The sequence below is a fragment of the Serratia sp. K1WW1 genome (assembly GCF_055790865.1).
In genome coordinates this window covers 3,910,076-3,922,147 of record NZ_CM147697.1, presented here as the reverse complement: position 1 = coordinate 3,922,147, position 12,072 = coordinate 3,910,076, and the positions used below count along the sequence as shown (strand labels likewise).

Annotated in this window: 9 protein-coding genes; all 9 read left to right on the top strand. The window is 44.2% G+C overall.

What is annotated here, in order from left to right:
* Nucleotides 1-2: 2 nt before the first annotated feature.
* Complete coding sequence (gene cpsG, locus ACX9GU_RS17725; RefSeq protein WP_473192383.1) at nt 3-1,367, top strand: phosphomannomutase CpsG; 1,365 nt, start codon at nt 3-5, stop codon at nt 1,365-1,367.
* A gap of 581 nt (nt 1,368-1,948) precedes the next feature.
* A complete protein-coding gene (locus ACX9GU_RS17720) occupies nt 1,949-2,197 on the top strand; it encodes a hypothetical protein (protein ID WP_473192382.1) in 249 nt (82 codons plus the stop codon).
* 454 nt (nt 2,198-2,651) lie between these two features.
* Nucleotides 2,652-4,832: a phage tailspike protein gene (locus ACX9GU_RS17715; RefSeq protein WP_473192381.1), complete on the top strand. Its 2,181-nt coding sequence runs from the start codon at nt 2,652-2,654 to the stop codon at nt 4,830-4,832.
* Between the two features lie 364 nt (nt 4,833-5,196).
* On the top strand, nt 5,197-6,219 hold the full coding sequence (gene galE / locus ACX9GU_RS17710; RefSeq protein ID WP_473192380.1) for a UDP-glucose 4-epimerase GalE: 1,023 nt from the start codon (nt 5,197-5,199) through the stop codon (nt 6,217-6,219).
* Nucleotides 6,220-7,070: 851 nt separating this feature from the next.
* Nucleotides 7,071-8,135 (top strand): dTDP-glucose 4,6-dehydratase, encoded by a 1,065-nt coding sequence (rffG, locus tag ACX9GU_RS17705; RefSeq protein ID WP_473192379.1) that lies wholly within the window; start codon nt 7,071-7,073, stop codon nt 8,133-8,135.
* A 14-nt stretch (nt 8,136-8,149) separates the two neighbouring features.
* On the top strand, nt 8,150-9,019 hold the full coding sequence (gene rfbA / locus ACX9GU_RS17700; protein ID WP_071680802.1) for a glucose-1-phosphate thymidylyltransferase RfbA: 870 nt from the start codon (nt 8,150-8,152) through the stop codon (nt 9,017-9,019).
* A gap of 1 nt (nt 9,020) precedes the next feature.
* Nucleotides 9,021-9,554 carry a dTDP-4-dehydrorhamnose 3,5-epimerase gene (gene rfbC / locus ACX9GU_RS17695; protein ID WP_071680801.1) on the top strand — a complete coding sequence of 178 codons (534 nt, stop codon included), beginning with the start codon at nt 9,021-9,023 and terminating at the stop codon, nt 9,552-9,554.
* Nucleotides 9,554-10,417, top strand: coding sequence for a dTDP-4-dehydrorhamnose reductase (rfbD, locus tag ACX9GU_RS17690; RefSeq protein WP_071680800.1), 864 nt, complete (start codon nt 9,554-9,556; stop codon nt 10,415-10,417). Before rfbC ends, rfbD begins: the two co-directional genes overlap by 1 nt.
* Nucleotides 10,418-11,196: 779 nt before the next feature.
* Nucleotides 11,197-12,039 carry a glycosyltransferase gene (locus ACX9GU_RS17685; RefSeq protein ID WP_071680799.1) on the top strand — a complete coding sequence of 281 codons (843 nt, stop codon included), beginning with the start codon at nt 11,197-11,199 and terminating at the stop codon, nt 12,037-12,039.
* Nucleotides 12,040-12,072: the final 33 nt, after the last annotated feature.

The following is a 12,072-nucleotide window of genomic DNA, read 5'->3' as shown; positions in this document are numbered from 1 at the left end:
AAATGAAAAAATTAACGTGTTTTAAGGCTTATGACGTTCGCGGTAAATTAGGCGAAGAACTGAACGAGGATATCGCTTACCGCATTGGGCGTGCTTATGGAGAGTTCTTAAAACCCCAGACGATTGTGTTAGGTAGCGATGTGCGCCTTACCAGCGAAAGTTTGAAGCTGGCCTTGGCGAAAGGATTGCAAGATGCCGGTACTGATGTCATCGATATTGGCATGACTGGCACGGAAGAGGTTTACTTTGCTACTTCGTACCTTAAAGCTGATGGTGGTATTGAAGTAACTGCGAGCCATAACCCGATCGATTACAATGGCATGAAGCTGGTGCGTGAAGGTTCTCGGCCTATCAGCGGTGATACTGGCTTGCGCGCTATCCAAGAGTTGGCAGAAGCAAACCAATTTCCGCCGCCTTTGGTAGCTCGCGGTCACTATGTTCAACAGGATGTATTGGCTGATTACGTCCAGCATGTGCTTTCTTACGTCAACACAGCAAACTTCAAGCCGTTAAAGTTAGTTATTAACTCCGGTAACGGAGCCGCTGGTCATGTGATTGATGCAATTGAAGCACAGTTGAAAGCGCACAATGTCCCGCTTGAGTTCATCAAAGTTCATCATCAACCCGATGGTACTTTCCCGAACGGTATTCCTAATCCATTGTTACCTGAGTGTCGGGCGGATACAGCCAACGCAGTGCGAGAATACGGTGCCGATATGGGTATCGCATTTGACGGGGACTTTGATCGCTGCTTCCTGTTTGACGAAAAAGGTGAGTTTATAGAGGGATATTATATTGTTGGTTTGCTGGCGGAAGCTTTCTTGCAAAAACAACCTGGTGCTAAGATTATTCACGATCCGCGCTTGAGCTGGAATACCGTCGATGTAGTGACGCAGGCGGGTGGCGAACCGATTATGTCAAAGACTGGCCACGCTTTCATTAAAGAACGTATGCGTGCAGAAGATGCCATTTATGGTGGTGAAATGAGTGCTCACCACTATTTCCGTGATTTTGCCTACTGCGATAGCGGAATGATCCCATGGTTATTGGTTGCCGAACTGGTCTGCGTGAAAGGACAAACCATTGGGCAGTTGGTTAAAGATCGCATTGCGGCTTACCCATCCTCAGGTGAGATTAACGTTAAACTGGCTGAGCCAGCGAGCTCAATCGATAAGGTTAAACAGCATTACCTCAATCTAGCCGGAGAGGTAGATTATACCGATGGGATTAGCATTGAATTCCCTGATTGGCGTTTTAATTTGCGTTCATCTAACACTGAGCCTGTTGTTCGTCTTAATGTTGAGTCACGTTCAGATGTCACTCTAATGCAGGAGAAAACTGCAGAAATTTTGGCACTGCTTGCATAGTGTAACTATAAAAACAACTTCTAAAAGACAGTCTTAGTGCGCAATGCTGCTCAGTTAAAGTTCGGTTGGCCGAACTTTATTCTGAGCCACCATAACGGCTTCCTTGATAGGGAGCCGTTTTCTTATACCATTTCTTGATAGCCTACTATATTTTTACGACCATTTTTTTGCTTCCTTCTGTCTGTATTTTGGCCAACACCTAGTCAGTTGTGGACTCAGGGTTACCCTCACTTTCTACTCATGCTACTATCAGTCACCGCCTGGTCCTCATGCGAAACACAGTAGTACTATCATACTGGCAATATGGTCAATTTAGACCTTCGAGATGCGCTCGCCGTTCTTTACCTCACCAGCTAAATTAGTCTGGCCCACGATATGAAAAGCATAGTCGTATAATTTCTTAATCCTGTTTGATCAACAGTTTCACAGTCTAGACCTTTTGCTGAGCCTTGTCACATAGGGTGAAAACCACCATTGATTGCTGTTGAAGTAAGTCTGTCCGCAACCCCAGAATAAATCCCCCCATAACTGGAGTGGAGTATGAGCGGTTCGCGAGTTATAAACTTGCTTGGGTGCAAAAAATGTGGTCACGTCATTACCGTCTGACTGTTACCCGCAAAGATGGTAGCGGAATTAATCACTATCTTTGGTTGGGGGGCAGGAATATCAAATTTAACCTATTGAATGATTCCTTTGTGTTGAATGGTACTTCTGTATCAGGAGGTATGTGGGGTGTTGCTGACTTACAGCCTGATCAAACGGGAAGCTACCATGGCTGCAAAGCAGCAAAAAAGAGTGCTATCAGAAATGAGATTCAAATTTGCTATTGAGAGCCAGGAATTGTTCACATTATAAAATATGGTTCCACCGATACAATACCAAAAAATGGTTGATGCATCGGAGAGGAAGCTTAGGGCGATGTTGATAAAAATATACCTGCTCAAGGTCAGTAGGGAATAGGGGCTGTTAAGGTTTAAAAATCCGTTATCTGTTCAACTATTGTGCCTCATCTCTTAAGTGTACGCAATTTTAGCTTAAAGCTGTTTGTCAGTATTGCTAATGCCATTTTAAATATATCTTTAAGGCTGTCTTCTAAGTCTACATAACGGTGTGGTGCCTATATTTACAGGTAAGTTGTTATTAGGTTGTTCTGAACACGAGCAGCGGTAACTTTGATATGCTATTTTTATATTTTTTGAAAGTTATGTTCAGTATTGAGCTTTAGTTGTATTTTATTTAATTAATGAGTTATTGGTTATCTAATAAACATTTTTTAGGTGGCGTATGGATCGTAGAAATTGGCTCAAAGGTATCTTATCTATATTAGGATTTGGGGCTATTACATCTGTTACTTGGAGAAAAAATGAGGTTGCTGCTGCTAACTATCCAGTAGATGATCACACTGTATTGATGCCTATGGATTTTCTTTCGTTGACGAAAGTCTTCAAAACTGCCGTTAATGGGAGTTTTTATGTGGGCAGAGTTAATACTGATCCAAAAATCATCGACAATCAACTTCAAGTATATATCCAGAAGAAAGGTGATGGTCTATTACCTATTCCTCAGCCGATAGACATTAATATCGATGGCAAGCCAGTTTATCGTGGTCAAATTTCTGTTCTTGTTACTGCGAAAAGTTATTCAATAGCAGCCTATAATGAAAATAACGTTCAGGTATTTTATATTGGCAATATATCTAAGTATGACGGATTGGAGGCTCTTGGTGGGTTAGCCTTTATAGACCGCTGTCCCAATATTGAAGTTCTTAGAACGACAGAGCCGACGAAAAAAATAAAAATTGTTGACGTCGCTGCATACAACCCCGGAGGAGGAGTCGGAGGCGGACATTTTATTTATGATGTAGAGGATACAAGTAGCACCGACGATGGTGGCAGTGTGATCGTTACAACTGGCGGAGCACGATGGAAGCGGCGAACAGAGCAGCTTCTGCCAGTGCATTTTGGGGCTGAACCGGGCAATAAGGTTGATTCAACCGAACCATTACGCAGATATATTGCTGCATCAAAAAATAAGACAGTAGATTTCCGTGGAAGTTTTTGGAGGATTTCGGGGACTTTAGATCTGAGTGAAGTTGCAAGCATTATTGCAGATAACTCTTGCATTTTTAAAGTTAATCCAATTGGCTTTAGAGGTGATTGGGTTATTACAATTGGAAATCCATATACATCTGCTTTAAATGGTCGAGCAAGCCGTACTGTATTAATGGGAACTCTTGTAGTAGATGGTTTAAATCGAAGTGCACCTCTCAATGGAGTGTATTTAAAGGGGCACTGGTTAAATATTGGACATATTCGCGTTAGTAATTTTAATGGGACAGGAATTCGGCAAGAAGCTGTTTGGGACTCGACTATTGATAGACTTTCTGTTGAACTATGCGGTAATTCAGTTGATTTTGCATATGCACAATTCGGAGCTGGTGATACACATAACACAACGCATATTAAATCAATACAGGTTGAACAGTCTTATAATAGAGCAATTACAATGTCAGGAATTCGTAATGTAATTGATAATATTCATTGCGAGCGGACATATATTACTTCATTAGATGATGGAACGGAAACTACCCCCTCTGGCCTTAATTATATTACCTGTATTTTTAATCTTGGTAACTCGATCATAAATCAAGGTGTCATAGATGCTTATTCTGGTTCGATGACCCCGGATGGTATGCTGTGTGTGTCGACTAATCCATCAGTTATTTTATCGATGGATTACTCAACGATGAATAATATTGCAGCAGGAGGGGCCGTATTCTCTTGTGCGTTCGGTCGTCAAGCGGAATACAATGGTTTTGTTGCTAAGGACTTTTATGTGCTTGATCCTGCGCAGAAGATAGTTCTCCGTTCACCTCGTATCCAGGGCACTCTTTTTTTATGCTCTGAAATCATAGTCGAAAACGCTGAAATTAATAAGATGACTCCTTGTTATAATGCTTATAATATAATGGTAAGTGGTGGGGTCGTTAAAACATTAGATTATAAAAATAAGATCAAAGGATTGATTACTTTCAATAACGTAACTGTGTTAAATGAAGTTTTAGGATTGCAGGCTCCGCTAGGCTCTAGCGAGAACTCGTCAATAGGAGAGTTATATCCTCCGACAGTATTTAATAATTGTAACCTAGATACAGTTATTGGGCGTTTGGGTTCTAGAGCAATTTTTAATGCTGGACGCATTGCAACTGTTGCCTTGGATTCATTGTGTGCGTTTGAGTTTTATAACGTTAAAATAGGAACCTTCGGATACACTGGGAATCAAGCGTTTATCACCAGAGGGGTTCAAGCTGATACAGTACATTGTTGGTCTGAGCCTCGGTGTTTTCAATATCCCGCGGGGACCATTACTGAAAGAGTCGGCCCAACCTCAATAGGGAAAACTGGTGTTATATATGTAAGCAGAAGTAGCACCATTGTTGACTTTGGAGTTTTAGTGTCTACATAGTTTAACTTCCACCGTAAAAAAACCACTTTCTATATTATATGAGTATTTTTTATTTAATGGCTTGAACCTCCACTTTTTTGCATTTTCAGAAGTATGTTTTAACGATTGGAACAATGACTCAACTCATGTTTCTAAATTTAGCACTTAATGCATTCTAAATGAGAACGTCTATTGTTTCAGTGCTTTCATTACCACTACATTCTCTACATTCAATACGGAAGGGCAAAGCGAAGGTTTTTCACGGTTTCTTTTTTTATTGTCTCCTTAGTTTACTTAACCTACTAGCCGTTAGGATTTTCAAGGGTAGAATAGGACGTTACATTTTTTCGATTCTTAGCGCCCGGCGCTCACAAAAGGGGTAACAATGGCAATTCTAGTCACCGGCGGAGCCGGCTACATCGGTTCTCACACCGTTCTGGCCCTGCTTGAACGTGGAGAAGAGGTTGTCGTCCTAGACAACCTATCGAACTCATCCGAAGAGTCACTGCACCGTGTGGAGCAGCTAACAGGCAAAGCAGCCATCTTCTATCAAGGCGACATTCAAGATCCTGAGTGTCTGAACCGCATCTTCGATGGTCACCGTATCTCTGCGGTGATCCACTTTGCTGGCCTCAAAGCGGTAGGGGAGTCAACACGCAAACCGTTAGAGTATTATCAGAACAACGTCTCTGGCACCCTGGTGCTTCTGGATGAGATGCGTCGTGCCGGAGTTCATCAGTTTATCTTCAGCTCCTCGGCCACTGTCTATGGGGCTAACTCCCCGGTGCCTTATGTTGAAACCACACCTATTGGCGGTACGACTAGCCCGTATGGCACATCCAAACTGATGGTTGAGCAAATCCTGCAGGACTTCGCCAAGGCAGAGCCGCAGTTTTCGATTATCGCTTTACGTTACTTCAACCCAGTTGGTGCCCATGAGTCTGGCTTGATCGGCGAAGATCCCAATGGCATCCCTAATAACCTGCTGCCTTACATCTCGCAGGTTGCTATCGGCAAGCTGGAGAAGCTGGGTGTTTTCGGTGGTGATTATCCAACGGAAGACGGTACCGGCGTGCGTGACTACATTCACGTGATGGATCTTGCGGAAGGGCACTTGATGGCAATGGATCATCTGCAGAAGGTCGATGGGTTCAAAGCTTATAACCTGGGGGCTGGTGTTGGGTTCTCCGTGCTGGAAATGGTGCATGCTTTCGAGAAAGCCTCCGGTGTCGCTATCCCTTATCAGATCTTGCCGCGTCGCGCTGGTGATTTGCCGGCATTCTGGGCCGATGCCAACCTGGCGCGCCAAGAGCTGCGGTGGGAGGTTAGCCGTGGCATCGATGAAATGATGCGTGACACTTGGAACTGGCAGAAAAACAATCCGCAGGGATATGGTAGTAAAAACTGAGGTAAGTTCTAACAGATTATCCAATTTTAAAAGCCCATTTTTTGGGCTTTTTTTCGTTTAAAAATGATAAGCCAGCTATAAATATGCCACCTTAATTATAAGATTTAAGCATTCAAGTTATCTTAATCTGATGATATTAAATGCATTTGCTATTGGATTACGGTTGTAGCTTAATAAAACAGCAAACGTCATAAGATAAACCTGAATGCGTGGATAATGTACAGGTGTTTTGATTACTTCGGTGGTAGCATACGCTACAAAAATCTTGTCCATCAGGCGTTGGCCCCCGTTCAGTCAACGGTTGGGTACTCAGTATAGGTGTTGGACAAAACGTAAAATTATACGTTATTTCAGTCTGTTGGTAGCTGTCGAGCCAAGGGCGGTAGCGTGTTTTTTGATCTGCGGTATCTATAGCATCTTTTGGCTGTTTTTTGACCTCTTTCATGCAGGAGACCATTATAATTCATAGTGTAACAAAGTATGACGGATATAGAGAAAATCAGAATAATGACATACTGGCTACCAAGAAGGTTAAAACTGACTTATGACGTTGAGAACGCTAGTAAAGCCTGCAATTTGCATATTTTATTATTTGAAGATTTCGAACCTAGCGTAATAAAGGATAAAAATGTTACTACTCGCAATATGAGTGGTTTCTGATGGCGGATGATGCTGGGTTCTTGTATTATACTGCGCTTCCTTAGCTTGTTGATGGCGTAATATATTGATTTTTAAGCGATTGTTTTCCCGCCATTATCCTCAGAGTTACTGCAGAGTAACCTTTGGCTAATGTTAAATCATAGACGCTAGTGTGGCCGCAAAGGCTCACGCGGTGCCGTTTAGAGGGTTATATGAAAATTATCATTACCGGTGGTGCTGGCTTCATTGGGTCTGCCGTGGCACGGCATCTTATCAAAGACACTAACAGCAAAATTCTGGTACTGGATAGCCTGACATACGCAGGTAATCTCGAATCTTTAGCACCAATAGCAAGCAGCGAACGTTACCAGTTCGCACAGATGGATATCTGTAATCGTCAGGAACTGGACCGTGTCTTTGCCGAGTTCCAGCCTGATGCTGTTATGCACTTGGCAGCCGAAAGCCACGTCGATCGTTCCATTGATGGTCCCGCCGCATTTATCGAAACCAATATTGTGGGTACCTATACCCTGTTGGAAGCGGCCCGCCAGTACTGGCAAACGTTAGGTGAGGATGCCAAGAAGGCATTCCGCTTCCATCATATCTCCACTGATGAAGTGTACGGCGATCTGCATGGTACCGATGACCTGTTCACGGAAACCACACCTTATGCGCCAAGCAGCCCTTATTCAGCTTCGAAAGCCTCAAGCGATCACCTTGTCAGAGCTTGGTTACGTACTTATGGCCTGCCAACTATCGTAACGAATTGTTCTAACAACTACGGTCCTTACCATTTTCCGGAAAAACTGATCCCGCTAACCATTCTGAACGCTCTTGAAGGTAAAGCGTTGCCGATCTATGGCAACGGTACTCAAGTGCGCGATTGGCTGTATGTGGAAGATCACGCACGAGCACTGTACAAAGTGGTCTGTGAAGGTGAAGTAGGTGAAACCTACAACATTGGCGGCCATAACGAGCGTAAAAATATCGAAGTCGTGCAAACGATCTGCCGTTTGCTAGATGAATTGGTGCCGAATAAGCCAGGTAATCTGGCTAAGTATGAAGACCTGATCACCTTTGTTACCGATCGCCCTGGTCACGACATGCGCTATGCCATTGATGCCTCAAAAATTGAACGTGATTTGGGCTGGAAGCCGCAAGAAACCTTCGAGAGCGGTATTAGAAAAACGGTTGAGTGGTACCTGGCTAACCAAGCTTGGTGGAGCCGAGTTAAAGATGGTTCATATGCCGGGGAACGTCTTGGTCTAACCCGCTAATTTAAGGTGTGAAAATGAAAGGTATTGTTTTAGCTGGTGGGTCAGGCACACGTCTTTATCCTATTACTCGTGGTGTTTCAAAGCAGCTCTTGCCGATCTACGATAAGCCGATGATTTACTATCCGCTCTCGGTATTGATGCTGGCGGGGATCCGCGACATTCTGATTATTTCTACGCCAGAGGATCTGCCGTCATTCAAACGGTTACTCGGCGATGGGAGTCGTTTTGGCATTTCATTGAGCTATGCCGCTCAACCTAGCCCGGATGGTTTGGCGCAGGCATTCCTGATTGGTGAAGAGTTCATCAATGGGGACAGTTGCGCTCTGGTATTAGGGGACAATATTTTCTTTGGCCAGAGTTTTGGCAAGAAGTTGACGTCTGTCGTTGAGCGTAACCAGGGGGCAACCGTATTTGGCTATCAGGTCATGGATCCTGAACGCTTTGGCGTGGTGGAATTTGATGATGACTTCCGCGCTTTGTCTCTGGAAGAAAAGCCAGCGAAGCCTAAATCCAATTGGGCCGTTACTGGGCTTTATTTCTATGATCATCACGTTGTTGAGATGGCGAAGCAGGTCAAGCCGTCCGCCCGTGGTGAATTAGAGATCACTACGCTCAACCAAATGTATCTGGAGAAAGGGGCGCTCAACGTTGAGCTGCTTGGGCGCGGTTTTGCGTGGCTGGATACCGGTACTCACGACAGCCTGATTGAGGCTTCCCAGTTTGTGCACACGATCGAAAATCGCCAAGGGTTCAAAATTGCTTGCCTGGAAGAGATTGCCTACCGCAAAGGGTGGTTGACACGTGAGCAGGTAACAGCAGAAGCCAAATTGCTTAGTAAGACCCTTTATGGGCAATATTTATCGCAACTGATAGTGGAGAAATAGAATGCAAGTCACAGATACCAAAATCCATGGTGTGAAAATTATTCAACCCAAGGTATTTGGCGATGCGCGGGGCTTTTTCCTGGAGACGTTCGAAAAGAAACGCTATCAGGAAATGTTGGACATCGATCTGGATTTTGTACAGGACAACCATTCGCGCTCTTCATATGGCGTACTGCGTGGCTTGCATTTTCAGAAAGTAAACCCACAAGGAAAGCTGGTTCGTGTTGTTCGCGGGGAGGTTTTTGACGTCGTTGTTGATATTCGCCCTGATTCACCAACCTTTGGTACTTGGGAAGGGGTCATTCTTTCTGAAGAGAATAAAACCCAATTTTGGATACCGCCTGGTTTGGCACACGGTTTTGTGGTGCTTTCTGACACTGCGGATTTTGAATATAAGTGTACCGATTATTACAATCCTGCCGAGGAAGGTTGCTTGCTGTGGAACGATCCTGCCGTGGGGATCGAATGGCCGATTGCCAACCCACTGCTGTCTGAAAAAGACAAACTTGGCAAGCTACTGAAGGAGTTGGCGTAATGAAAGTTTTACTTACCGGTGCGAAAGGGCAGTTAGGCCGTTGTTTCAGCGATCGTTGCCCCGCCGGTTGGGATATTTTAGCAACCGACTCTGACGCGCTAGATATTACCAACCTGGAGCAGGTAAGAAAGATAGCGGTCGCATACCAGCCAAATTTTATCGTTAATGCAGCGGCCTATACGGCGGTTGATAAAGCAGAAGTTGAGCATGATATTGCCGCGTTGATTAATGACATTGGGCCCAAAAACCTTGCCACGGTGGCGAAGGAAGTTGGCGCACGCTTGGTGCATATTTCAACTGATTACGTTTTTGATGGTGAAGCAACAACACCGTACATCGAAGATGCTCCCACCAATCCGTTAGGCGTGTATGGCCAGACTAAGCTGAATGGTGAACTTGCGGTTAGCCAAGTGCAGCCAGAGGCGTTGATCATTCGTACCGCATGGGTGTTCAGTGAGTATGGTAATAATTTTGTAAAAACCATGCTACGGCTAGCGCAAGGGCGAGAGCGGTTAGGTATTGTTGCTGACCAGCGTGGTTGCCCCACTTACGCAGGTGACATTGCTTCTGCTGTGATCACACTGCTACAGAAAGAGGCACCTGGCGGTATTTATCACTTCTGCGGTGACAGCGAAGTCGCCTGGAATGAGTTTGCTGAGATTATTTTCTCATCAGCCCTGAATCAAGGGGTCTTGGCACAGATACCTATTGTGGATGGTATTACCACTGAGCAGTATCCAACCCCGGCAAAAAGACCTAAGTATTCCGTTTTGAATTGTGAAAAGATTCAGAATGAGGGTGTAGCGCTATCGCTGTGGCAAGAACAGCTTCAATTCGTTATTGCTCATTGCCAAAATTCGTAAGCGCCGCCATCGCGACATAGCCATGCAGGCTCACCATCGTTGAAATGGGTTAGTTTCAGCAATGTGAGTCTGTGTGGCTTTTCTGTTTTGTGAGAAGTGTGCAAGTAATTCTTCTATATAAGGGAATGACTAGCATGTTTACATTTGGGATTTATCTTGTTGTTATTTTCATTGGATTGTGATAGTGGTTGCGGGGTTTTATTATTGCTTCTGTTCTAGCTTCTCAACGTTGTGCTGAATTATCGGCTGACCAATAAGTGCCCATTCAAATCGAGTGGGGATTATTTAAAGTTAATTAATATCAATTGGTTATAACTTTTTCTGCGTAGCAACACAGGTTGTAATGTAACAATTCTTACGACTGTTGTCGGATGTTTTGATTAATTGTGCTACCCTCTGAGGCTTCCGTTTGGGACGAAAATCAGATTATTTCTATAGTAGATAACTGATGTTTGGTTGAGTATATAGGCTGCGGAGTGAGAAGCGCTCCAACTCATTAGCCCAGAGGCAGTTACCGAGGTTTTGGTATGAAAGCCATTGCAAGCAAGGTTGTCTAATGCAAGTGAACGACAGGTCAGTGCCAGGGTAACTACCCATTAATGCTTCAGTAACGCCCCCTTTAACTGAGCGGGATTAAAGAGATAAGATTATCCCTAGGCATCTTACTCATTGGGTTATCATTTTTTAACCTGTGTTGGCAAATGATGAGTGCAACCACCTCCCGATCTGCATGGTAGCGTGCCATGCTCAGAATGATGGGTCCAGGAACTTCATACGGCATGTCTTTAGAATCAGAAAAATTTCAAATAGTTGCATCAATCGTATTGTACAAACATAGTCATGCTCAGTTGGAAGATACGCTGTCATCCTTGTTAAATGAGGCGTGCGTTGAAAAGATTGTGTTGGTCGACAACGGAGGATCCACTTGGGCTGCTTTGCTCAACGAGCCGCGTATCTCTTACATAGCGGCTGAGCAAAACAAAGGATTCGGCCATGGTCATAATCTGGCTATGGAGCACTATTTAGATAAAAGTGATTACTTCTTAATCTGTAACCCTGACGTCAGTTTTGCACAAGGTGAGCTTGAGCGCCTTTACCATTTTGCTCGTGATGGAAGGCACCAGTTTGTTTCCCCGCGTATTTATTATGACGATGGCCGTCTACAGTACAGTTGCCGTTTGCTTCCCAAGCCTGCCAACCTATTTCTACGCCGCTTTTTCCCTCGTTTGGGAGCGAAATTGGATGTCACCTATGAGGTCCAAAATGCTGACTATAATCAATCGTTTGCTGTTCCATCGGTGTCAGGCTGTTTCATGCTGATGGACTCAGCGTTGATGAAGAAACTGGGTGGGTTTGATGAACGGTATTTTATGTATTTGGAGGATGTCGATCTTTGCCGCCGTGCGTTACCTTTGACCGACATTCTGTTTTATCCAGGTGCCACCATCACGCATGTCTTTGGAAAAGGTTCTTATAAGAATTTGAATTTGTTCGGTTATCACATAAAATCGGCGATCTTGTATTTTAACAAATGGGGATGGTTTTGCGATCGTGAACGAGACATTGCCAACCAGAAGTGTTTAAAAACGATCCCCATGACTTCTCCTGCAGAGAAGCAGTAAAATGATCGGTTGGCAGTAGTAGTGATTTTGTGG

Bases quoted from the DNA above. Each gene is read 5' to 3' on its own strand.
- cpsG (WP_473192383.1), top strand. From the start codon at position 3: ATGAAAAAATTAACGTGTTTTAAGGCTTATGACGTTCGCGGTAAATTA.
- ACX9GU_RS17720 (WP_473192382.1), top strand. From the start codon at position 1,949: ATGTGGTCACGTCATTACCGTCTGACTGTTACCCGCAAAGATGGTAGC.
- ACX9GU_RS17715 (WP_473192381.1), top strand. From the start codon at position 2,652: ATGGATCGTAGAAATTGGCTCAAAGGTATCTTATCTATATTAGGATTT.
- galE (WP_473192380.1), top strand. From the start codon at position 5,197: ATGGCAATTCTAGTCACCGGCGGAGCCGGCTACATCGGTTCTCACACC.
- rffG (WP_473192379.1), top strand. From the start codon at position 7,071: ATGAAAATTATCATTACCGGTGGTGCTGGCTTCATTGGGTCTGCCGTG.
- rfbA (WP_071680802.1), top strand. From the start codon at position 8,150: ATGAAAGGTATTGTTTTAGCTGGTGGGTCAGGCACACGTCTTTATCCT.
- rfbC (WP_071680801.1), top strand. From the start codon at position 9,021: ATGCAAGTCACAGATACCAAAATCCATGGTGTGAAAATTATTCAACCC.
- rfbD (WP_071680800.1), top strand. From the start codon at position 9,554: ATGAAAGTTTTACTTACCGGTGCGAAAGGGCAGTTAGGCCGTTGTTTC.
- ACX9GU_RS17685 (WP_071680799.1), top strand. From the start codon at position 11,197: ATGTCTTTAGAATCAGAAAAATTTCAAATAGTTGCATCAATCGTATTG.